The sequence below is a fragment of the Rhodococcus sp. T9N genome (assembly GCF_024436645.1).
In the GTDB taxonomy this organism is placed as follows: Bacteria; Actinomycetota; Actinomycetes; order Mycobacteriales; family Mycobacteriaceae; genus Rhodococcus_F; species Rhodococcus_F qingshengii.
This window is the reverse complement of record NZ_JAMSKS010000018.1, coordinates 115,251-142,078: the sequence shown is the minus strand read 5'-3', so window position 1 is coordinate 142,078 and position 26,828 is coordinate 115,251. Positions and strand designations below refer to the sequence as shown.

Annotated in this window: 1 protein-coding gene; it reads left to right on the top strand. The window is 62.7% G+C overall.

The genetic code is table 11. The features are described from left to right. On the top strand, nucleotides 1-26,793 hold the full coding sequence (locus M1L53_RS25240) for a non-ribosomal peptide synthase/polyketide synthase (protein WP_261949278.1): 26,793 nt from the start codon (nucleotides 1-3) through the stop codon (nucleotides 26,791-26,793). Nucleotides 26,794-26,828: the final 35 nt, after the last annotated feature.

The window sequence follows — 26,828 nt, the reverse complement described above, 5'->3', positions numbered from 1 at the left end:
GTGAAACCCTTCGAGGTAAGTCGGACCGACCCTTCTGATGAGACGCTCTTTCCGCTCTCGGCCGCCCAACGGGCAACCTGGTTCGCTCAGCAATTCGATCCCGAAGTCCCGATTCTGATAGCGCACTACGTGGAGCTGCGCGGCGAACTCGACGTCGAACTGCTGGATCGCGAAACGCGAGCGGTGGCATACGAGTTTCAATCTCCTTTGCTCAAAGTGATCGAGATCGACGGTCAACCGATGCAGTACGTGGACGAGACATCTGAGATCACCGTCCGTCTTGTCGACCTCCGTGGGTCCCCCGATCCGATCGAGGATGCCCTCGGGTGGATGCGCCGAGATTGCCGGACGCAGCTCGACCTGGCAGTCGACGGAATCGTCGCGACCGCTGTGCTGCGTGTCGGGGACGCGCACTATCTGTGGTACAGCCGCATCCATCATGTTGCGCTCGACGGTTTCGGTGCCATGACCATGATGAACCGCATTGCGCATCGGTACTCGGCCTCGGCGGCGAGAAAGGACTCGCAGCCGAGTCGTGCCGCGACGCTGCGCACGCTGTACGACATCGACGAGCGGTACAGAATGTCGGATCGATTCGCCGCCGACCGGGAGTACTGGGCTGAGCGCAATACCACCCTCGCCGGATCCAGCCTGGCGGAGGCTTCTGGGCCCGCGCAAACCGAGAGCCGACTCGAAAGCACACTGATGTCGGACCGAAGTTGTGCCCTTCTCTACGAATCCGAGAACCACGCTGCACCGGTCATCGCTGCGCTCGCGTTGTACCTCGCGCGGATGACGGCGAAAGAGACTGTCCAGATTCATGTTCCGATATCCGGACGGACTACGGCGGTGCTGCGGGACTCGGGCGGCATGATGGTGAACGTCACGCCACTGCTCATCCGTGTCGCAGCGGTCGACACCGTCGGTGAACTGTTCGCCCAGGTCCAACATGAGCTCATGGGTGCATTGCGGCACCAGCGCTGCAGCCTCGACGACATCCGTCGGGACGCAGGCGTGACGAGCGGTCTGGAAGGCGAAGACTCATATGCCGGGCCCATGGTCAACGTCATGCTGTTTCGCCAGGAGGTGCAGTTGGGCGAGGTGGTTGGGGAGTATCACATCGTCACCTCCGGGCCGGTGGAAGACCTTCTGGTCAACGTGTATCCGAGCGGCGACAGGCTGCGTGTCGACTTCCGGGCAAACCCGATCCGATACGAGGAGGCGGGTTTACGCGAGCACCACCGGAACTTTGTCGGCTTGCTGGAAGAGTTGATCGCGTCTGATTCCGGTGCCGAACTCGCAGACATTCACGGCCCGACGGCCCGGGAGGGCGAGCGACGACAACGCGAAGTCCGGCACCTCGAGTATTGGAGACATGAGCTCGCCGGGGCGCCCGAACTTTTGCAACTTCCCTTCGATCGACCCAGGCCTGCAACGCAATCGCTGGACAGTGCACAGGTTGAGGTCCTGATCGCCGCCGACACCCACGCGCGGATCACGGCGATGGCGAGTGATCTCGGGACGGACACTCGTGCGGTCTTACATGCGAGCTTTGCTCTCCTGGTGAGCCGGTTGTCCGGTGCTTCGGATGTTGTGATCGGTACGCCCGCGGGATCCGACGCGAACATCGTCGCCATCCGGAGTCGCGTCGATCTGGTGACGACTTTCACGGCGCTCCTGTACAGCGTCGTCGAGGTCCACAGTAATGCGCGGGCGCACAGCGAGATACGGCTCGAGCAGTTGGTTCAGCCATTGCACGTGGAGGATGTACCCGCCTATGCGCCGGTTGTACAGGTGACGTTCGAGTCCGTCACCGGCGCTGACGAGCACCCTCGCGACATCGGCCGCTTCGATCTCGGAGTGTCTGCAGTCGAGACTTTCGACGAGGTGGGTACGCCGTCCGGAATCTCGGTAAGGCTCGCGTTTGCCACCGACCTGTTCGACGCCGAGACGGTACGTGGCCTCGGTTTGCGGTTCGCGCGCGTCCTGGAATCCGTCACAGCGGATCCGACAATGATGGTCGGCGACATCGACATCTTGTCCGACGTCGAGCGATCCGCGATACGGCCTGTACGCAGTGACCCTCGCGCTTCGCACCGCACCCTGGCCGATTTGTTCGACGGTGCGGCGCGCACACACCCCGACGGCGTGGCCCTCTCGTATCTCGATGCCGAGTTGACGTATCGAGAACTCGACGAGCGTTCCTCGAAGTTGGCCCGAGAATTGATCGACCGCGGCATCGGTCCGGAAAACAGTGTGGCGCTGGGTATGACGCGTTCGATCGAATCGGTTGTCGCGATGTTGGCGGTGACCAAAGCTGGCGCGGCATTCGTGCCGGTGGATCCGACCTATCCGGGTGAACGTGTTCGCTTCATGCTGACCGATTCCGGCGCCGTACTGGGGCTCACGGTCGTTTCCGAACTTCATCGTTTGCCGGATTCGATTTCCTGGATAGCAATCGACGACGCTGAGTTCCGTGGCCGACTTGCACGGTTGTCAGTGCGCTCCATCTCCGATGTCGATCGGGTGCACCCGATCCGGCCCGACAATCCTGCATACGTGATCTACACTTCGGGTTCCACCGGACTCCCCAAGGGGGTGACGGTCTCGCATCGTGGACTGGAAGCGCTTGCTGCCGAACAGCGTTCGCGGTTCGGTGCGACCCAGGATGCGCGAACATTGCACTTCTCGACCCCGAGTTTCGACGCCTCGATTTTCGAATACCTGCTGGCTTTCGGTGCCGGAGCGACCATGGTGATTGCGCCGAGCACGATCTACGGCGGTGACGAGTTGTCTCACTTCCTCGAATCCCAGCGTGTCACGCATGGTTTTGTCACTACTGCGGCGCTCGGAACAGTTTCGCCTGAGGGCCTTTCGGACTTCGGCGAAGTGGTGGTCGGTGGTGAGGCCTGTCCGCCGGATCTTGTGCAGCGGTGGGCTCCCGGCCGACGGCTGTGCAATGCGTACGGGCCGACCGAGACCACCGTCATGTCGAACATCGGCGAGCCGATGGTGTCGTCGGAGAACATCACAGTGGGCGGTCCGCTCCGCGGCTTCGAGGAGATCGTGCTCGATCAGCGATTGCACCTCGTCCCCGACGGTGTTGTGGGCGAGCTGTACATCTCGGGAGACGCGCTCGCACGCGGCTACCACCGAAAGTATGCGTTGACGGCAGAACGATTCGTGGCAGACCCCTTCGGCCACCCGGGCCGGCGGATGTATCGAACGGGGGATTTGGTGCGGCGGCGCCGTGGCCGTGCACTCGAGTACGTCGGCCGTAGTGACTTCCAGGTGAAAGTTCGCGGATTCCGTATCGAGCTCGGGGAAATCGACAGCGTCGTGCGGTCGTGTCCGCAGGTCGAGAATGCAGTCACCGTGGCGCGTGCGGCTCCCTCCGGTACAACGATGATCACCACGTACGTCGTGCCTGCCGGCGGAAGTGCGCTCTCGACGGCCGAGCTGACGCAGTACGCCGCGAGCCGTGTGCCGTCGTACATGGTTCCAGCGGCATTTGTTCTACTCGACGAGTTGCCGGTAACTCCGGCGGGAAAGGTCGATCGCGCTGCCTTACCGGCACCTCGGTTCGATGCTCGGTCGGACAACTTTCGACCGCCCGAGGGCGCTGAAGAACTACTGCTGGCCGAGATTTTTGCCGACGTTCTAGGCGTCGAGACGGTGGGTGCGGGTGACGACTTCTTCGAGCTGGGTGGGAACTCACTGATCGCCACAAAGGTGATCGCACTAGTCAATGCCGCTGAAGCAATCGATTTCGGGGTGCGGACTTTGTTCGAAGCACCGACGATCGAATCACTGGCCCTCCACGTGCGGGATGCGAAGTCATCCCGCGTTGATCGCACGCGTTCGAAGCGTCCAATCCTGCAGGCACATTCGTACAGGGACAAGATTCCGGTGTCTGTGGCACAACGACGCCTGTGGTTCGTCAATCAGTTCGACACGTCGTCCCCGGCCTACAACATTCCGATGGTGGTCCGACTGTCAGGTGCCTTGGATGTCGCTGCAATGCAGCGCGCGGTGGGAGATGTTGTCGATCGGCATGAATCGCTCCGTACCGTCTACCCGGCGTCGGTCGACGGCCCACATCAGGTAGTAGTGCCTTCGGAACGCGTGACGTCGAAGATTGCGTGGGAAGTATCCGTGGACGAGGAAGCCTTGGACAGGCGCATCGCCGATCTCGCTCGCGAGGGGTTCGACGTGAGCGCGAACGTGCCCCTGCGCGGCTCCCTTTTTCGGGTCACGCCGGACGATCATGTCCTTGCGCTGGTGGTTCACCATATTTCGGCGGACGGAGCATCCCTCGAGCCGCTGGCCCGCGACCTGACCCGCGCCTACGCGGCGCGGGCTGCGAAACGGGCACCGGACTGGTCGCCTTTGCCTGTGCAGTACGCCGACTACAGCCAATGGCAGATCGAACTGCTCGGCAGTGACGACGATCCGGACACGCTCGAGGCGAAGCAGTTGGACTACTGGACGTCCACCCTGGCCGGTCTACCTGACGTGATCGACCTTCCGCTGGATCGACCGAGACCGGCGGAACGATCCATGCGCGGTGAATCGGTCCGATTCTCGGTGCCCGCAGACGTGCACAGTGAACTCCTCGAACTCGCTCGGAATCACAACGCGACACCGTTCATGGTGATGCACGCAGTGCTGGCGGTTCTGTTGGCACGGCTGAGCGCCTCGCCGGACATAGCGATCGGGACTCCGGTAGGAGGGCGCGCCGAGCAAGTCCTCGACGATCTGGTCGGGATGTTCGTCAACACGGTCGTCCTGCGAATCACCGTTGACACCGCCGCGACTTTTGAGGAGATCCTTTCACGAACTCGCGAAGTCGATCTGGCAGCGTTCGGACAAGCCGAGGTGCCGTTCGAGCGAGTCGTCGATGCAGTTGCGCCGGAGCGTTCGTCATCTCGCTCACCGCTCTTCCAGGTTCTGTTGGAATTCCAGAACACCGCAGATCCCCACCTCGAACTACCCGGACTGGATGTCGATGTTGTTCCAGTCGACGTCGGTGTCGCCAAATTCGACTTGCAACTGTCGCTCACCGAGCAGCGTGGCAAAGACGGCGTCCCCATGGGTTTCGATGCCGCCTTCACCTATGCCTCCGATATCTTCGAGCGCACCACAGTCGCCGAGTTCGGCGAGCGTTTCGTCCGCCTCCTCCGGTCGGTCGTGTCGGATCCGACAGTGCCAGTAGGGGATACGGAAATTTTGGGCGCGCCCGAGCGTGGGTTGGTGGTGGGTGGTTGGGATGGTGTGGGGGTTGTGGTGGGGGGTTTGACGTTGGTGGATGTGTTGGATGGGCGGTTTGCTGGTGTGGGTGGTGGGGGGTTGGTGTGTGGTGGGGTGGTGTTGTCGTGGGGTGAGTTCGATGTTCGGGTGAATCGTTTTGCGCGGTTGTTGATTTCGTTGGGGGTGGGTCCGGAGTCGCGGGTGTGTGTGGCGTTGTCGCGGTCGGTGGAGTTGTTGGTGGCGGTGTTTGCGGTGGTGCGGGCTGGTGGGGTGTTTGTTCCGGTGGATGTGGGTGCGCCGGTGGAGCGGGTGGGGTTTGTGGTGGGTGTGGTGGATCCGGTGGTGGTGTTGTCGCGGGTTGGTGATGGTGGGTGTTTGCCGGTGGGGGTGGGGTTTGTTGATGTGGGTTGTGTTGATGTTTCGGGTTTTTCGGGTGGTCCGGTGGGGGTGGGGGATCGGTTGGGGGTGTTGTTGCCTGAGCATGCGGTGTATGTGATGTTCACGTCGGGGTCGACGGGTCGTCCGAAGGGGGTGGTGGTGTCGCATGCGGGGGTGGTGAATCGGTTGTTGTGGATGCAGGGGGAGTTTCCGTTGGGTGTGGGGGATGTGGTGTTGCAGAAGACGCCGGTGTCGTTCGATGTGTCGGTGTGGGAGTTGTTTTGGCCGTTGATGGTGGGTGCGCGGTTGGTGGTGGCGGATCCGGGTGGGCATCGTGATCCGGTGTATTTGGTGGGTGTGATCGAGCGGTGGGGGGTGTCGGTGGTGCATTTTGTGCCGTCGATGTTGGAGGTGTTCGTGGGGGAGTTGAGCGTGGGGGAGTTGGGGGTGGGGTGTTCGGGTTTGCGTCGGGTGTTTGTGTCGGGTGAGGGGTTGTCGTCGGTGTTGGCGGGGCGGTTTGCGGGGGTGTGTGGTGCGGAGTTGGTGAATTTGTACGGGCCGACGGAGGCGTCGGTGGATGTGACGTTTCATGTGGTGGAGGGTGTTGTGGGGGTGGGTGTTCCGATTGGTCGGCCGGTGTGGAATACGCGGGTGTTGGTGTTGGATTCGCGGTTGCGGCCGGTTCCGGTGGGTGTGGTGGGGGAGTTGTATGTGGGTGGGGTGCAGGTGGCTCGGGGGTATGAGGGTCGTGTGGATTTGACGGTGGGTCGGTTTGTGGCGGATCCGGTGTCGGGGGTGGTGGGTGCTCGGGTGTATCGGACGGGTGATGTGGTGCGGTGGGGGTGTGGTGGGGTGTTGGAGTTTGTGGGGCGCACGGATTTTCAGGTGAAGGTGCGGGGGCAGCGGGTGGAGTTGGGTGAGGTGGAGGCGGTGTTGGCTGCTCAGGTGGGGGTGGCTGGTGCGGTGGTGGTGTTGCGGTCGGGTGTGGGTGGGGATTTTTTGGTGGGGTTTGTGGTGGGTGAGGTGGGGGTGGTGGTCGATGAGGTGGTGGTGTTGGAGGGGGTGCGGAGGTCTCTTCCGGGGTTCATGGTGCCGTCGGTGGTGGTGGTGTTGGGGGAGTTTCCGGTGACGGTGCATGGGAAGTTGGACCGTAAAGCCCTCCCGGACGTCACCTTCGAACCTCAAGCGCTGCAGTATGTTGCGCCACGAACGCCGGTCGAGGAGACGGTTGCCGCAATCTTCGATGATCTGCTGGGAACGTCGACGGTGGGCGTGAACGACGACTTTTTTGCCCTGGGTGGGAACTCTCTCAGTGCGGCCAGGTTGGTTGCGCGAGTGAATTCTGTTCTCGGCGAACGGATCAACATTCGTGACGTCTTCGATGCTTCTACCGTTGCAGCGCTGGCCGAATTGGCGCAGTGTCGCGGAGGAGAGGGGGCCAAGCCGGCGTTGACGCCGCGGGGTATGACGACAGATATCCCACTTTCACCGGCGCAGGAGCGAATGTGGTTTGCGAATCAGTTCGCCCCCGAGTCCGCCGCCTACAACGTCGCGTGCGCGTTGAGGCTCGAAGGTGCAGTGAACGTGAGTGCGCTTCACGCTGCATTTGTCGACGTCGTCGAGCGGCACGAGTCCTTGCGCACTGTTTTTCCTCTCACTGACGACGGCCCGCGTCAAGTGATCATGTCCACCTCACAGGTGGTATCGGATCTTGCACCGATACTTGTGCAGGGAGAGGAAGAGCTGCGCGAGCGTAGCCGGCAGATCGCTTCGGATGGTTTCGACGTCACGCAGCAGGTCCCGATGCGCGCCACCTTGTTGCGGCGAGATGACCAGGTCCACTCGCATGTCCTGGTGATCGTGATTCACCACATCGCCGCCGACGGATTCTCGACGGTACCGCTGGCCCGAGATCTCATGAGCGCATACTCCTCCCGTGTGAACGGTAAGGCACCGCAGTGGGCGCCGCTCGGGATCCAGTATGCCGACTACGCGTTGTGGCAACGTGGTTGGTTGGGCTCGGAATCGGACTCTCGGTCTCTGATCTCGAAACAGCTCGGCTATTGGGCCGAGAATCTTGCGGGCGCACCTGAGGTTCTCGACATTCCGACCGATCGACCGCGCGGTGATGTGCGTTCGCTTCGACGCGGACGGATCAGGTTCGAGTTCGGTCCGAAGGTGCATGCCGGTGTGGTTGCCCTGTCGCGCAAACACAACGCCACGGTCTTCATGGTTGTGCACGCAGCCTTGGCAGTGCTGCTGGCGAGGCTCAGTGATGAGAACGACGTAGCCGTCGGAACTCCCATCGCCGGGCGTGGGGAGCGCGAACTCGACGACCTGGTGGGCATGTTCGTCAACACGTTGGTCTTGCGCACTGCAGTGGACCGCGGCGCAACTTTCGGAGACTTCCTCGACCAGGTCCGAAACGTAGATCTGAGCGCCTTCATTCACGCGGACGTGCCGTTCGAAAGAGTCGTCGAGATCGTGAATCCTTCACGTTCGACGGCGTACTCGCCCCTGTTTCAAGTCATGTTGGAGTTCCAAGACATCGAACGGCCTGCACTCGAACTCCCCGACCTGCAGGTGACCGACGTGGGCGTCGAGATCGACACCATCAACTTCGATCTTCAGTTGACGGTGACGCGGAACGCCGGCGCAGCCGGCGAATACGACGGTCTTCGCGCCGAATTCGGATATGCCACAGATATTTTCGACGAGGAAACGGTAGCGGGCTTCGCCGACCGCCTGCAACGGATTCTCGAGCGCGTTATCACGTATCCGCAATCACGGATCGGAGATATCGAGATCCTCGACGCCTATGAGTCAGCCGAACTGGTACCCGTGCGAGGTGAGATTTCCGCCGCTGTTCAGACCCTTCCGGATTTGCTGACTGCAGCAACAGATATGGCGACCGCCCAGGATCCCGGCGCCGTTGCGCTGGTGTTCGAGGAACGTGAAGTGACCTATCTCGAACTCGACGCGCAGTCGAACCGATTGGCCCGCATGCTGATCGAATCCGGAGTGGGTCCCGAATCGGTGGTGGCGTTGTGTCTCCCACGCTCCATCGAGTCCGTTCTGGCGGTGTGGTCCATTGCCAAGACAGGTGCGGCATTCCTTCCCGTGGACCCGGGACATCCTGCTGCTCGTATCGAGCACATGCTGGGCGACTCCGGTGCAGGGTGGGGGATAACGTCTCGAGCTCACAACGCGGCATTGTCCGGCCTCGTGCCGTGGCTGGTCCTCGAAGATGCCGGTTTCGAGGAACGGCTGCGGGCGTACTCGCCATCGAAAGTCACCGACGCGGATCGGAAGGCACCGATTCGCATCGACAATCCGGTCTATCTGATCTACACGTCGGGGTCGACAGGAACACCCAAGGGCGTGACGGTCACACATCGCGGGTTGAGCGACTTCGCGCTCCAGGAGCGTGAGACCTTCGCCGCCACGACCCGATCCAGAACTCTGCACTTCGCTTCGCCGAGTTTCGACGCGTCGGTTCTCGAGCTCGTGATGGCCGTTGGTGCTGGAGCCACGATGGTGATCGTGCCACCGACCGTCTACGGCGGGTCGGAACTGGCGGCGCTACTGGAGCGCGAGCGCGTCACCCATTGTTTTGTGACTCCGGCGGCCTTAACGTCCGTCGACCCAGACGGTCTCACCACTGTCGGTTGTGTCGTGACAGGTGGGGAAGCGTGTCCGCCGGAATTGGTGGCCCGCTGGGCGCCGGGCAGAAAGATGTTCAACGCCTACGGTCCTACCGAGGCAACTGTCGTGTCGAGCATCAGTGCGGCACTGGCTCCGAACGACCCGGTCACTATCGGCACACCTACTCGCGGATTCAGCGAGGTAGTGCTGGACTCGCGTCTGCGAGCGGTACCGGTAGGTGTCGCCGGGGAGTTGTATCTTGCCGGGCCGGCTCTCGCTCGCGGCTATCACCGGCGATACCCGTTGACCGCCACGCAGTTTGTCGCAGATCCCTTCGGTGCGCCGGGAACGCGGATCTATCGCACGGGCGATCGCGTGCGGTGGACGCCCGACCGACGGCTGGAGTATCTCGGGCGCACCGATGCCCAAGTCAAAGTCCGTGGGTTCCGCATCGAACTCGGGGAAGTCGAGGTGGCACTGCAGACGCACCCGCGCGTGGCCCAGGCGGTGACGGCCGTCTGGAACGGCGACGGCAGGGATCGGTTGATCGGCTACGTGGTTCCCGATCGCGGAGCGAGTGTCGATCCGCGAGACGTCCTCGCCCATGCAGGCAAGCGCCTGCCGTCGTACATGGTGCCGGCGGCGGTGGTGGTGCTCGACGCCGTTCCGCTGACGGTTCACGGAAAACTCGACCGCGCAGCGCTTCCCAGACCCGATTTCTCGTCCGCCGCCACACCCGACCGGCCACCGCGAACGGAAACCGAGAATCTTCTTGCCGCTCTGTTCGCGCAGGTTCTCGGTCTCGATGCGGTAGGAGTGCATGATTCGTTCTTCGAGCTCGGTGGCGACAGCATCATGTCCATCCAATTGGTGGCCCGCGCTCGCGATGCGGGTGTGATCATCTCACCCCGAGATGTTTTCGACCACAAATCCGTCGCCGCGCTTGCCGAGTCGGCGCACCTTGAGCAGGACAGGCCTGATGTACTCGCGGAGCTACCGGGATCCGCTGTCGGAACTGTTCCATTGAGCCCGGTGGCGCAGTGGATGCTCGACCGCAGCAGTGGCGGGCTGCGTGGCGGCGGAGTGAAACGGTTCTCCCAGGCGCTCTTGCTGACAGCTCCCGCTGATCTCACCCAGGACCTCCTTGTCCGTGGTCTCCAGGTGTTGCTGGACCGCCACGGAATGCTTCGAGCTCGCTTGGTTGAGAGTGACCGGGTCATGGAAGTCTTACCACCCGGCTCGATCTCGGCCGAAGGACTGATCCACCGCGTAGCTGTCGATTCGGTGGACGACGAAGGTTTCAGGGCCTTGGCGTCGGGAGAACTCGAGGCCGTGGCCGACAGCTTGGATCCCGCCACGGCTGACATGGTGCGCGTGATCTGGTTCGACCTGGCCGACAAACCTGACGTGTCGACCGGGCGGGGCCGACTACTTGTGGTGATTCATCACCTGGTTGTCGACGGCGTCTCGTGGCGCATTCTGGTCACCGACCTGGCGTCGGTGACAGCACAACTCCAGGCCGGTGTCACGCCCGAACCGCCACAGATCGGAACGTCGTTCCGGCGATGGGCGCATGGGCTTGTCGAGCACGTGGGCGACCGGAGCGTCGAACTGGACATATGGAAAACGATCCTGGACGGCGATGACCCGTTGATCGGTTCGCGCCCACTCGATCCCACGATCGACGTCGACGACACGGTCGACACCGTTACAGTGGACATCTCGCCTTCGGCGACCAGGAACCTTCTCACCACGGTTCCTGCGGCATTCCACGCCGGCGTGAACGACGGACTCGTCACCGCTGTTGCGTTGGCCTCGATCGGGTGGCGACGACGCCGCGGTATGGATACCGCTGCCGCCCTGATCACGCTCGAAGGACACGGGCGCGAGGAAGGGGTGGTTCCTGGCGCAGACCTCGGTCGTACCGTTGGTTGGTTCACCACGCTCTACCCGGTGCGCGTGGAACTTGGCGCAATCGACGTCGACGACGCACTGGCAGGTGGCGCCGACGCCGGGCGGGCTCTCAAAGCTGTCAAAGAGTACTTGCGTGCGATCCCCGATCATGGAATCGGATTCGGGATGTTGCGGTACCTGTCGGGCGAGAGCGACCCACTCGGCCGATTCCGTTCTCCTCAGATCAGTTTCAACTATCTGGGCCGGATCAGCTCCTCTGACGGAACACAGGACTGGCTGCCGGTGGAGGGCAATCGAAGGCTCGGCGGAACCCAGAACCCGTCCATGCCTGTGGCGTCCGTGATCGACATCAACGCCGCGGTTGAGGACCACGTCGACGGGCCGTGCCTGACAGCATCTTTCACCTTTCCCCGCGGAGTGCTCGACAGGTCTGACATCGCGGAGTTCGCGGAACTGTGGCGTCGTGCGCTCGACGGACTCAGCGCGCACGCGTCGCGACCTGATGCGAGCGGTCTGACGCCGTCGGACATTCCCCTGGTCTCGGTCGACCAACAACAGATCGAACGCTGGGAGAACGACTTCCCCGGATTGCACGATGTCTGGTCGGTGTCGCCCCTTCAGGCCGGGCTGATGTTCCATGCCTCACTGGCGGCCACGTCGACGGACGTCTACACAGCGCAGTTGTTCGTCGAGCTCGAAGGAGAGGTTGATTCCGAGCGTTTGCGCGGCGCTGCTGCCGGACTATTGGCAAACCACCCGAATCTGTGTGCAGCGTTCGTCTACGACGTACACGGCCTACCGGTGCAGTTGATTGTCGACGATGCCGTGATTCCCTGGACCGAGGTCGACCTGAGTGATCGCGGATCGGCAACCGACGCAGATCTGGAGCGCCGCCTCGCCGAGGATCGCAGTGCACCCTTCGACCTCGCTTCGCCGCCACTGCTTCGGCTGACGTTGCTGCGAACCTCGCCGACGAGGTGTGTGTTGGTGGTGACGAACCATCACATCGTTCTCGACGGCTGGTCGATACCGTTGATGGTTCGCGAACTGTTGATGCGATACGCGGACGACAGTCTCTCGGTCGAGAGGGCCCCGTCCGATCTTCCGGAGACTCCGTCGTACCGCACCTATCTGGAATGGTTGATGCACCGCGATATGGAGACCTCGCTCGCGGCGTGGGAGGACGCCTTGGAAGGCGTCGACGAGCCGACGTTGTTGGCGCCTTCGACGCCGATCGCGGAGCAACTGGTGCCCGAAGAGGTTGCCGTCGATCTACCCGATTCGGTGCGCGACGGACTCGGTGCGCTGGTCCAACGGAGCGGGATCACGATGAACACGGTGATCCAGGCGGCGTGGGGTGTCCTACTGTCTCGGATGCTTTCCCGTGACGACGTAGTCTTCGGCGTCACGGTTTCGGGCCGCTCACCCGAGTTGTCTGGTGTGGAAAACATGATGGGGCTGCTGATCAACACGTTGCCTGTCCGAGTGCAACTGGATCCGGACGAGACGTGTACGCAGCTGCTCGCTCGACTGCAAAGCGAGCAGACAGCTCTGCTCGATCATCACTATGTCGGACTCGGCGCGATTCAATCTGTCGTAGGGACAGGCAATTTGTTCGACACACTGTCGGTCTTCGAGTCGTATCCGATCGATACCTCGGGGATGGGCGGGAACACCGACATTGCCGGTATGCGCGTCACCGCTGTGAATGCCCGCGACGCCACGCATTACCCGCTCACCGTGCTGTCGGTCGCGGAACCGACGCTGCAGGTCAGCCTGCGGTACCAGCCGGCGGCATTCGACCGCGCCGCGGTCGACACCATTGCACAGCGAATGTCGCGGATTCTTGCCGCCTTCGCAGCGAACGCCGATACACCGGTCGGTGAGGTCGACGTGTTTGTCGCCGGTGAGCGTGGGTTGGTGGTGGGTGGTTGGGATGGTGTGGGGGTTGTGGTGGGGGGTTTGACGTTGGTGGATGTGTTGGATGGGCGGTTTGCTGGTGTGGGTGGTGGGGGGTTGGTGTGTGGTGGGGTGGTGTTGTCGTGGGGTGAGTTCGATGTTCGGGTGAATCGTTTTGCGCGGTTGTTGATTTCGTTGGGGGTGGGTCCGGAGTCGCGGGTGTGTGTGGCGTTGTCGCGGTCGGTGGAGTTGTTGGTGGCGGTGTTTGCGGTGGTGCGGGCTGGTGGGGTGTTTGTTCCGGTGGATGTGGGTGCGCCGGTGGAGCGGGTGGGGTTTGTGGTGGGTGTGGTGGATCCGGTGGTGGTGTTGTCGCGGGTTGGTGATGGTGGGTGTTTGCCGGTGGGGGTGGGGTTTGTTGATGTGGGTTGTGTTGATGTTTCGGGTTTTTCGGGTGGTCCGGTGGGGGTGGGGGATCGGTTGGGGGTGTTGTTGCCTGAGCATGCGGTGTATGTGATGTTCACGTCGGGGTCGACGGGTCGTCCGAAGGGGGTGGTGGTGTCGCATGCGGGGGTGGTGAATCGGTTGTTGTGGATGCAGGGGGAGTTTCCGTTGGGTGTGGGGGATGTGGTGTTGCAGAAGACGCCGGTGTCGTTCGATGTGTCGGTGTGGGAGTTGTTTTGGCCGTTGATGGTGGGTGCGCGGTTGGTGGTGGCGGATCCGGGTGGGCATCGTGATCCGGTGTATTTGGTGGGTGTGATCGAGCGGTGGGGGGTGTCGGTGGTGCATTTTGTGCCGTCGATGTTGGAGGTGTTCGTGGGGGAGTTGAGCGTGGGGGAGTTGGGGGTGGGGTGTTCGGGTTTGCGTCGGGTGTTTGTGTCGGGTGAGGGGTTGTCGTCGGTGTTGGCGGGGCGGTTTGCGGGGGTGTGTGGTGCGGAGTTGGTGAATTTGTACGGGCCGACGGAGGCGTCGGTGGATGTGACGTTTCATGTGGTGGAGGGTGTTGTGGGGGTGGGTGTTCCGATTGGTCGGCCGGTGTGGAATACGCGGGTGTTGGTGTTGGATTCGCGGTTGCGGCCGGTTCCGGTGGGTGTGGTGGGGGAGTTGTATGTGGGTGGGGTGCAGGTGGCTCGGGGGTATGAGGGTCGTGTGGATTTGACGGTGGGTCGGTTTGTGGCGGATCCGGTGTCGGGGGTGGTGGGTGCTCGGGTGTATCGGACGGGTGATGTGGTGCGGTGGGGGTGTGGTGGGGTGTTGGAGTTTGTGGGGCGCACGGATTTTCAGGTGAAGGTGCGGGGGCAGCGGGTGGAGTTGGGTGAGGTGGAGGCGGTGTTGGCTGCTCAGGTGGGGGTGGCTGGTGCGGTGGTGGTGTTGCGGTCGGGTGTGGGTGGGGATTTTTTGGTGGGGTTTGTGGTGGGTGAGGTGGGGGTGGTGGTCGATGAGGTGGTGGTGTTGGAGGGGGTGCGGAGGTCTCTTCCGGGGTTCATGGTGCCGTCGGTGGTGGTGGTGTTGGGGGAGTTTCCGGTGACGGTGCATGGGAAGTTGGACCGTAAAGCCCTCCCGGACAACGATTTTGCGAGCGCTGCATATCGGATTCCTGCCACTCCTGCCGAAATCGGAATCGCCCGTGCTGTTGCCGACGTTCTCGGTCTCGACCAGGTGGGTGCCGACGACAGTTTCTTCGAACTCGGCGGGGATTCCCTCAGCGCCACTCGAGTCATCGCCCGCATCAACGCCGCATTGCACACCAATATGGGGGTCAATGCACTGTTCGACGCCCCCGTGGTCGCGGACCTGGCGGCCTCGATAGATCCAATCGACTCCGCGCCGGGCGAGCCTGGACTCGAGGAAGCTACTCGTGTGCCCCTCACGAGTAGGGCACGGCCAGAACGTATTCCGCTGTCGTTCGCGCAATCTCGGATGTGGTTCGTCAACCAGTTCGACACGTCGTCTCCGCTCTACAACATCCCCGTCGCACTACAACTGGACGGGTTCCTGGATTCGGATGCGCTCCAAGCCGCGCTGGGTGATGTGGTGGAACGGCACGAATCCCTTCGAACGATCTTTCCTGCGTCCGCAGACGGGCCCTACCAGGTGATCGCCGAACCCGCGGTCGCTGCTCCTCGAATCCACCCCGTGCCGATTCCCGGCGAGGGGCTTTTCGCGGATTTGCACGCGTTCTTCGACATCGGATTCGATGTGTCCGAGGAGTTCCCGCTGCACGTGAGGTTACTCCGAACCGGACCGGAGCAGCATGTACTCGCGATCGTTGTTCACCACATCGCCGCAGACGGTTTCTCGATGGCACCACTGGCACGCGACCTGATGAGTGCATATACCGCGCGCACGCAAGGTCGGAGCCCGGACTGGGTGCCGCTGCCGATTCAGTACGCCGACTACACCCTCTGGCAGCGTGAGATCGTCGACGCAGACGTTGGTCCGGAAACTTCGCCCTCGGCCGAATTCGATTATTGGACAGCGAAGCTGTCGGGTATTCCGGACGTCTTGCCGCTCCCTCTCGATAGACCACGAACCTCGAAACGGTCTGCCGAGGGCGGGGTGGTTTCGATGGACTTCTCGCCCGAGATCCATCGAGCTTTGAACGAACTCGCACACCAGAACGGTTCGTCTCTGTTCATGGTGATGCATGCGGCTCTGGCGGTATTGCTGGCACGGCTCACTACAGCGGACGACGTAGTGATCGGGACTCCGGTCGCAGGTCGCGGTGCATCGGTGTTCGACGATGTGGTCGGGATGTTCGTCAACACGCTCGTCCTTCGCACACCTGTCTCATCCGGAGCAACCTTTGCCGAGGTGTTGGCCGCGGTGCGGTCAACGGATCTCGGTGCTCTGGACCATGCAGACATCCCCTTCGAGAGGTTGGTGGATTACCTCTCGCCCGACCGTTCCACCGAGCATTCACCTCTGTTTCAGGTACTCCTCGAATTCCAGACCGATACGGGACTGCGCTTCGACTTGCCGGAACTGACGGTTCGCTCGCTCGACATCGATCTCGCGGTTGCGAAATTCGATCTGCAACTGAGTGTGATGGAGCACGTCGACGAGCACGGTGAGCCCGCTGGTATCAGCGCCGGTTTCCGTTATGCAACAGATATTTTCGATCGAATGTCGGTGGCGCGCATCGCGGCGCGCTTCGAAAGAGTGATCGGCGCCGTGACCGAGAACCAGTCGGTGGTCGTCGGTGATATCGACATGATTCTGGCTGGCGAACTCAGCGGGTTGCTGGTTGCGCCCACGCCCTCCGGCGCCGGAACAGACGAGGATTCGTTGTCGGATCTCTTCGATCGCACGGCGCGGACGTCCGGTGCTGCCGTGGCGGTGCGCTGCGGCGGATTGTCGGTTACGTACCGCGAACTCGACGAGCGAGCAAACCGCCTTGCTCGACTGTTGGTGGCGCAGGGGGTGGGGCCGGAAACCTTGGTGGCAGTCGCGATGGCCCGCTCGATCGACCTGATGGTGGCATTGCTGGCGGTGGTGAAGGCGGGTTGCGGATACGTACCGGTGGACTCGACTTCTCCGGTAAACCGGGTGGACTTCGTGCTGCGTGACGCCCGGCCGAAGTGTGTGCTGACCACTCGGGCCGACGGCGCCTACATACGAGACAGTGACGCAATTGCAGACAGCGAGATTCCAGTGATTGCGGTAGACGACCCGGTGATTCTCGATGCGCTGCACAGGTTTTCTCCGCTTGCGGTGACCGACCGAGATCGGCTGCTACCGCTCCGGCCCGAGTCGGTGGCGTACGTGATCTACACCTCGGGGTCCACCGGGCGCCCGAAGGGGGTGCAGGTTTCTCACCGCAGCGTAGTGACGTTGCTGGCAAACACCAGAGCGCTCTTCGGCTTCGGCAGCGGCGATGTGTGGACGATGTTCCATTCGGAGGCATTCGACTTCTCGGTCTGGGAAATGTGGGGCGCACTCGCACACGGTGGCCGACTGGTACTGGTCGACTACTTCACGGCCCGTTCACCAGAGGCATTCCTCGAATTGCTACGGCACGAACGTGTCACGGTGCTCAATCAAACTCCCACTGCCTTCTATCAATTGGCGGAAGCCGACCGGCTTACCGGGGGTGCGGCCCTGTCATTGCGCTACGTGATCTTCGGCGGAGAAGCGCTCGACTTCGGACAGTTGACGCGCTGGTACGCCCGTCGCGGGACTTCGTCACCAGATCTGGTCAACATGTACGGCATCACGGAGACCACTGTGCACGTCAGCCATTTACCGCTCGATCGTGTGCTGGTGCGTCAACGATCGGCCTCGGTGATTGGTCGGGCGTTGCCCGGATTGCGTGTGTATGTGTTGGATCAGCGGTTGCACCCGGTGCCGCCCGGTGTGGTGGGTGAACTGTATGTCTCCGGTGATCAGGTTTCACGCGGATACCTCGGCCGGTTCGGTCTGACGTCCGCGCGGTTCATTCCCGACCTCGCGGTCAGTGGTGCGCGTATGTATCGATCCGGTGACCTGGGGCGCTGGAACGACAGCGGGCAGCTGGAGTACCTCGGACGAAACGATCTGCAGGTGCAGGTGAAGGGGTACCGAATCGAACTCGGCGAGGTGGAGGCTGCACTGCTCTCCGGAGTGGGCGTGTCTCAGTCGGCGGTGGTAGCCCGCAGAGACCGGTTGGTGGGCTACGTGGTGCCGGAGTCCGGTGCCACTATCTCTCCGGCGGCGTTGCTCGAGTATGTCTCACAGAGGTTGGCGCCCCACATGGTCCCCGCTGTCGTGACGGTTCTCGAGGGTTTGCCGCTGACGGTGAACGGAAAGCTCGACCGGAATGCATTGCCTGAACCTGACTTCGGGCGACAGGCAACCGTAAGTCGTGGCCCCGCGTCCGCGACGGAAAACATCCTTGCGAGTCTGTTCGCCGAAGTTCTGGGACTCGAAGAGGTGGGGGTCGACGATTCGTTCTTCACTCTCGGCGGTGACTCGATCATGTCCATCCAGTTGGTGACGCGCGCCAAGTCTGCCGGAGTTCTGATCACACCGCGCGAGGTGTTCGAACGCAAAACTGTTGCGGCGCTGTCCGAGACGGCCGGAACGGCTGGCAACCGTGTCGTCGTCGACGAATTACCTGGCGGCGGCGTCGGTGAGATCGAATTGACGCCCATCGTCGAATGGATGCTTGACCGTGGTGGAGATTTTCGCCGGTACTCCCAATCTGTTCTGCTCTCGGTTCCTGCCACGCTCGACGAGGTCACGCTGATACTGGCCATGCAGGCTGTGCTGGACCACCACGACATCCTCCGCGCAGGCATCCGGGCGACGCATCATCCTGAATCCGCTCGGCGGATGGACGTTGCGCCTGTAGGTACGGTGCGGGCGGAGACCGTCGTACGCCACGTGAGCCTCGGGGGTTCTGCCGCGGAGACGGTCTCGACAGAACTCGACGCAGCTCTGGGGCGGCTCGACCCGGAGGCAGGTGTGATGGTGCAGGCAGTCCTGCTCGACACCGACGGGCAGATTCAAAAGGACCGGCAGAGCCGGAAACGGTTGCTACTGGTAGCGCACCATCTGGTGACGGACGGTGTTTCCTGGCGAATCCTGATCCCCGATCTTGCACTTGCCTGTGCGCAGGTGCAGTCAGGCGTCGACCCGTCACTTGCTCCGGTCGGAACCTCGATGCGTCGATGGGCACATGGCCTCGTCGACGCCGCGTGCGAGCCCGATCGGGTGGCTGAGATCGACTATTGGCGAGAGGTGCTCGAGGGTCCCGATCCGACTCTGGGTGTGCACGCCCTGACGAAGAGGGACACCGCCTCGGCCACCATTGACATCGAAGTACGAGTTCCCACGGGATTGACCGAGGCCGTGTCGACGACAGTTCCGCAGGCGATTCACGGGAGCGTCGAGGACGGATTGTTGACGGCTTTGGCACTTGCGATGGTCCGCTGGCGCATGGACCGCGGCATCGACAATCCGGAGACATTGATCAGTCTCGAGGGGCACGGACGCGAGGAACAGGTGGTTCCCGGGGCAGATCTTGCTCGCACGGTGGGATGGTTCACGACGATCTTCCCGGTGCGGATCGATCTGAGCGGAGTGGATCCGGGTGACGCCTTCGCCGGCGGCCCGGCTGCCGGCGTCGCTGCCAAGACTGTCAAGGAACAACTCCGGGCGGTGCCGGACCGCGGCATCGGCTTCGGGTTGCTGCGCTATCTGAACCGCGAAACGGCACACACTCTTTCGCAACTTCCGGTGCCTCAGATCAGCTTCAACTACCTCGGACGCGTCGGTGGAACCGACGCCGACGCTTCAGTGGGATGGGTACCGATCCGTGACGAGGACCTGCGGACGGTTGCGGCCGTCGATCTCCCACTCGCCAGCGTCCTCGAGGTCAACGTGATGACGGTCGACAGCGATACCGAGGACGGTCCGCAGCTCGTTGCCGGCTGGACGTTCCCACCGGACATTCTGGGTGCGGACGACGTTCGGCAACTGGGGCAGTGGTGGCTCGACGCACTGGCCGGGCTCGCAGAGTTCGCGGCGGGCGGCGGCGGATTCACACCCTCGGACTTCGATCTGGTCGATCTTCGACAGGAGGCGATCGACGACCTCGAAAGTCGGTGTCCCGACCTGAGCGATGTCTGGCCACTCTCTCCACTGCAAGCGGGGTTGTTGTTCCACGCCGAATTGGCCGAACGATCTGTCGACGCATACCTCGTACAAGTGGCTCTCGATCTAGCCGGCGCAGTCGATTCGGAGCGCCTGCGCCGCGCCGCCGACGCGCTGCTCGGCCGGCATGAGAACCTGCGTACCGCCTTCCTTCACAGCGCCGACGGCCGTGCCGTCCAGGTGGTCCGAAGCAACGTGGCAGCGCCGTGGCAGGAAATCGACCTCACTGGTGCACCAGATCAGGAAATTGATCGAGCGCTGGCCGAGGACCGAGCGCGCCCGTTCGACATGGCACGGGCGCCGTTGATCCGATTCACCCTGATCGCTCTCGCCCCCGAAAAGTTCACGCTCGTGCTCACCAATCATCACATCCTTCTGGACGGCTGGTCCATGCCCCTGCTGATCCGGGAATTGGCGACGCTCTATGCCGCCGACGGTCAAGTGGCGGCCTTGCCTCACGCGCGCGCGTATCGCGACTATCTGACCTGGATGAGCCGCCGCGATCAGCAAGCTTCCCGAGCTGTGTGGGCGAGGACGCTGAGCGGAGTCGAAGGACCGACGCTGTTGGCTCCAGCGGTTCGATCGCGTCGACTCTCCACCATGGCGGCCGAGTGGGTGTTCGATCTGGACGAGGAATTCACAACCTCACTTCGCGGGATGGCGCGTGAACTCGGGCTGACGATCAACACGATTGTTCAGGCATCGTGGGGGATCGTCCTTGCTGCACTGACCGGGAGAGACGATGTGGTGTTCGGAGCGACGGTGTCGGGTCGACCTCCCGAGCTGACCGGGATCGAAACCATGGTCGGGCTGTTCATCAACACAATTCCGGTCCGAATCACGCTGCGCCCGAGTGAAAGTATCGGCACACTCCTCGCGCGGATCCAGGCCGAGCAAGCAGAGCTGTCGGATCACCACTGTCTCGGGCTTTCCGAGATCCACGTAGGCGCGGGGCCGGAGATCGGATTCGACACGTTGACTGTCTTCGAATCGTATCCCGTTGACCGTCAGGGGCTTTCGTCCGCTACCGATATTGCGGGGGTCCGGATCACCGATGTCGAAGCCAAGGACGCTGCCCACTACCCGCTCAGCCTCGTAGCATCGGTCGACACCAGGCTCCGCCTGAAATTCGAGTACATACCCGAGGTTTTCGGTGCCGCCGACATCGAAGAGATCGCCGGACGACTGCGGCGCGTACTCGAAGCGTGTACCCAGCCGAATCGTCCCTTGGCTGTGGTGTCGGTGCTCGCAGCCTCCGAACATACTGAATTGGTGCCAGTCCGTGGCACGGCCGGCGGGTCGTCGCGCGTCTTCCCGGAGATCTTCGACGAGGCAGCCCAGCGTGATCCGAACGCACCGGCCGTGGAATCGGCGGACGGCAGCATGACCTACGGCGAGCTGGACATCCTCTCCAATCGCATTGCTCGCATGCTCGTCTCGCACGGCCTGGGAACCGAGGACTATGTGGCGGTCGGTATCCCACGTTCTCTCGCGTCCGTGGTGTCGATACTTGCCGTCGCCAAGACAGGCGCTGCGTTCGTGCCGATCGATCCCGACTATCCGGACGAGCGGATCAATCACATGCTGATCGATTCGAAGGTCAGCTTCGGATTGACCACCACCGCGGGCCGAGATCGATTGCCCGATATCGCGGAGTGGCTGATTGTCGACGATCCGCATTTCACGAAGAAGTGCGAGGGATTCTCGGGGAGCCCGTTGACCGACAACGACCGACTCCGTCCGATCGGGTTGGATTCAGCTGCCTACGTGGTCTACACCTCGGGGTCGACCGGCGTGCCCAAGGGCGTCGTGGTCACGCAGCGAGGGCTCGACAACTTCGCCCGAGACCAGCTCGAACGCTACGGCGCAACTCCACAATCACGCACGCTGCACTTCTCCACTCCGAGTTTCGACGGGTCGCTCTTCGAATATCTGCAGGCTTTCGGAGCCGGGGCGACGATGGTTATCACTCCACCCGGGATCTACGGGGGCGAGGACCTGGCGCAACTTCTGGCAGAGCACGCCGTCACGCACGCGTTCGTCACCACAGCGGCATTGGCATCGGTGGACCCGGCTGGGCTGGAACAACTTTCGGAAGTCGTATTCGGAGGCGAGGCGTGCCCGCCCGACCTCGTCGCTCGCTGGGCACCTGGCCGCCGCCTGTACAACGCGTACGGGCCGACCGAAGCAACGATCATGTCCAACGTCAGCCCGCCGATGACCGCCGGAGAACCAATCACCATCGGTGGACCCGTCAGGGGCGTCAGCGAACTGGTGCTCGACACTCGACTTCAAGCGGTTCCCGTCGGGGTCCCCGGCGAGCTGTACCTGGCCGGACCAGGCGTGGCACGGGGATATCACCGAAGGGCGGGGTTGACGGCAGAACGCTTTGTTGCCAACCTGGCTGACCCAGGAACGCGGATGTACCGCACCGGCGACATCGTGCGATGGACGGCGGACATGTGTGTCGAGTACGTCGGGCGAAGCGACTTCCAGGTCAAGGTTCGAGGCTTCCGTGTCGAACTCGGTGAGATCGACAGTGTGCTGATGTCGGAGCCCAACGTCGGTTTTGCCGTTACGGTTGCCGATTCCGCCCCCACCGGAGACACCCGACTCGTGTCGTACGTCGTGCCCACGGCGGGTCGACTGGACACCAGGCTCCTGATTCGCGCCGTGGCCAGGCGCTTGCCTTCGCACATGGTGCCTGCCGGTCTCACCGTCCTGGAGAACATTCCGTTGACCGCTGTCGGAAAGGTCGACCGTTCGGCGTTGCCAAGACCCGAAATCGAGACGACCACAGGGGATTTCCGTCCCCCGGTCGGCCCGGTCGAACAGGCAGTGTCGGACGTGTTCGCAGAGGTGCTCGGCCTCGAACGAGTCGGTACCGACATCAGTTTCTTCGAGCTCGGTGGAAATTCTCTGAGCGCCACTTCGGTCGCGGCGAGGCTACGGGCGGTGCTCGGAGCTACCGTAGGCGTGCGGGATCTGTTCGAGACGCCGACGGTGGCCGAGTTGGCTACGGTGATCGGCCAGTCGGTTGCCGAAGGGTCGGAGCGACTGGGACCGCGCCCCCGACCCGACAACATCCCCTTGTCGTTTGCTCAGCAGCGGATGTGGTTCGTCAATCAACTCGACACCAGTTCTCCTGCATACAACATTCCGCTCGTGGTGCGGTTGAGCGGTGAACTCGACAAACCGGCCTTGAGATCGGCGATGTCCGATGTCATCGCCCGCCACGAATCGCTGCGAACGATGTTCCCGGTCCACGGTGACGGACCGGTCCAGCACATCCTGCCCACCGAGAGCGCCGAGCTGCCGCAACTGACCGAGACATCGGTGACCGACGAACATCATCTCCGTGACGAGCTTGCCCGGATGGTCTCGGCCGGTTTCGACGTCGCCGCACGAATTCCCCTGCGGGCAGCGTTGTTCACCATCGATGAGCGCGAACACGTGCTTGCCGTAGTGGTGCACCACATCTCGGCTGACGGCTTCTCGATGTCTCCGTTGACCCGAGACGTGATGATTGCATACGAGGCCCACGCGTACGGCGGGGATCCCCAGTGGACGCCGCTTCCAGTCCAGTACGCCGACTTCGCGCTCTGGCAACGGGAGATTCTGGGCTCAGTCGACGACCCCGGGCCGGTGATCAGTGAGCAGTTGGCTTACTGGCGACGTGCATTGTCAGGTGCTCCCGACCTCTTGGAACTTCCGCTCGATCGAGACCGGCCGACGCAACAGAGTTTTCACGGCTCGCGGATTCACTTCTCGATCAGCAGTGATCTTCACCGCCGTATTCTGAACGTGTCGCGGCAGCACGAGTCCACTGCATTCATGACTGTGCATGCAGCGCTCGCGCTCTTGCTGGCACGTTTGGGCAGCACCGACGACATCGTGATCGGCACGCCGATCGCCGGCCGGGGAGATCGTGCCCTCGATGATCTGGTCGGCATGTTCGTCGGCACGCTCGCACTGTGCACACAGGTGGATCCGGCTCGATCGTTCCGGGAGTTGGTTGAGCATTGCCGCGAAGTCGACCTCGCCGCGTTCGCTCATTCCGACGTGCCCTTCGAGCGGGTAGTGGACGCGGTCGGGCCGAAACGGTCGAGCGCCTATGCACCGATTTCCTCGGTGTCGCTGGAATTCCAGAACAACAAACGACCGATTCTGAAGCTACCGGGACTGGAAGTCCGTGGGATCGACCCTGAACTCGAGGTAGTGAAGGTAGACCTGGAATTCCTTCTGGCCGAGGAGTACGACGATCGCGGTGAACCGGGAGGGATGAGCGGAGCCGTCGACTTTGCCACTGATCTCTTCGACCCCGGTACGGTCGGCGGTTTTGCCGACATGTTCGTTCGTGTGCTCGAGGCCGTGACCCGGAATCCGCAGGTACCGATCGGTGACATCGACCTACTCGGCGATCTCGAACGTCGCGAGTTGACGCCGGTGCATGGGCTCCCCGAAGTACCTCCGAAATTGTGGCCTGAGTTGTTGGCGGACGCCGTGGCGATCGATCCTGACTCGGTGGCCCTGTCGCTCGAGAACCGGCAGCTCAGTTATCGCGACCTGGACGAGTGGTCGAATCGTGTTGCCCGGGAGTTGTGCGGTCGCGGTGTGGGCCCGGAGACCTTCGTGGCACTGGGAATGCCTCGCTCGATCGAATCGGTGGTGGCGATCTGGTCGGTGACCAAAGCCGGAGCGGCTTTTGTGCCTGTCGATCCGGCCTATCCGCGCGAGCGCGTCGAATACATGCTCGCCGATTGCCGAGCCTCGCTCGGTTTGACTGTTCAGACCAGCCGAACTCACCTACCCGACGTTGTTCCCTGGCTGGAACTCGACGACCCACACTTCGCCCGGCGGGTAGCCGCGCTGTCGCCGGAACCGATCACCGATGACGATCGAACCGGTGAACTGAACCTCGATCATCCGGCCTACCTGATCTACACCTCGGGATCTACCGGGAAACCCAAGGGAGTGAACATTACTCATCGAGGTTTGGCGAGCTTCACGGCCGAAACTCGTGAGAGGTTCGAGGTCACTCACGACTCTCATGTCTCTCAGTTGGCATCGCCGAGTTTCGACGCTTCCATCTTCGAGTTGACGATGGCATTCAGCGCCTCGGCGCAAGTCGTGATCGTTCCGCCTGCTGTGTACGGTGGCGCCGAATTGGCCGATGTTTTCCGGCGCGAGCAGGTCACTCATGCCACCATTACACCGACGGCGCTGGCGGCGTTGGGTGACAACGGTTTCGAGGCGCTCCGTGTTCTCGATCTGGTGGGCGAGGCCTGCCCGCCGGAGGTCGTCGCGCAATGGGCGCCGGGTCGGAGGCTGCACAACGGCTACGGCCCGACTGAAACCACCGTGCAGGCGAGTGTCAGCGATTCGATGAAACCCGGTGCGGGAGTGAACATCGGCTCGCCGGCAGTGGGTTTCGGCTTCCTGGTGCTGGACGAGCGTTTGCAGCCCGTCCCGGTGGGCGTGCCGGGGGAGTTGTACATCATCGGCCCAGGTATGGCACGTGGGTACCATAATCGGGCGTCGCTCACGTCGGAACGATTTGTCGCTTGCTTGTACGGATCGCCGGGGCGCCGGATGTACCGCACCGGAGATGTCGTGCGTTGGCGTGAATCCGGCGGTGACAGTGCCAAAATCGTTGGCTCCGGCGATGGAGTGCATCACACGCTCGAATACATCGGGCGCAGCGACTTCCAGGTCAAGGTCCGTGGTTTTCGGATCGAACTCGGGGAAATCGATGCAGTTCTCTCACGCCATCCGTCGGTGGACTTCGCCGCGACTGTCGGCCACACGGGACCGTCGGGTGAAACGGTCCTGGTGTCGTACGTGCGTGCGTCAGCTGCCGACGCCACCGGCACCGACGAGATACGGGCGTACGCAGCCGACCGACTACCCTCGCACATGGTTCCGTCGGCAGTGGTGCTTCTCGAGCGGATTCCGATGACACCGGTGGGCAAGCTCGACCGAAAGGCCTTACCGGAACCCGAATTCGGTTCGGCTGCAGCCGAGTTCCGCGAGCCGGTCACCGACACCGAGCGTGCCGTGGTCGACTCGTTCGTCGAGGTTCTGGGTGTCGACCGGGTGAGCACTACCGACAGCTTCTTCGACCTGGGCGGGTCCTCCCTGGTGGCCACCCGAATCGTCAGCGCACTGCACTCTCGTTTCCAACGGAGAATCCCGCTTCAGTGGATGTTCCTCGACCCGACACCCGCTGGAATCGCTCGACGCCTCGACATGCCGACAGCCGACGCCGGTATGGAAGAGCTTCTCGCCGTGGTTGTTCCACTGCGGACGGAAGGGACTGGGCGACCGCTGTTCTGTGTGCACCCCGGTATCGGCCTGTCCTGGGGGTATGCCGGCTTGGTGCGGTATCTGCCCGAGGACAGACCCGTGTACGGACTTCAGCTCCCCGCTCTCAGCGACGACGGTGACTATCAGTCGATCGAACAGTTAGCCCATCGCTACGTCGAAGAGGTGGAGGCCGTTTCGCCGGACGGGCCGTACGACTTACTCGGATGGTCCCTCGGCGGAGTCATCGCGCACGCCATGGCCGTCGAACTGCAATCGTCCGGCCGCGACGTCGCCACACTGGCGATGATGGACAGCTACCCCGACAACGGCGATGCCCCTGCGTCAGCCGAACTCGACGTCCGAGACCTACTGCGAGGACTCGGCCTCGAACCCCAGACCGACCGAGATCTGACCTTCGACGAGGCGGCGGCCGTGTTGGCCCGGAGGCTCGGGCCCGATACGGGAGTCGACGGTCGGGACCTCGAACGGATTGCCCGAGGGTACGAGACTTCACAGAGAATCACGCACCAGTTCGTTCCCCAGGTCTACGAAGGAGATCTGCTGATCTTCGTGGCATCCGGAGAAGACGACACAATTCCGCGCGACAGGTCGCCGCAGGAATGGAGCCCACTCGTGACGGGCCGGATCGTGGAGGTGCCCGTGCGCTGCGAACACAACGAGATGATCGAACCTCCGGCCATGGCGGTCATCGGACCGGAGCTCGCCCGGGTGCTCTCGATGTTTTCCGGATACTCCGAACGGGCATGACAACTTCAAGCCACCAAGCCGCACGCCCGCGAAGC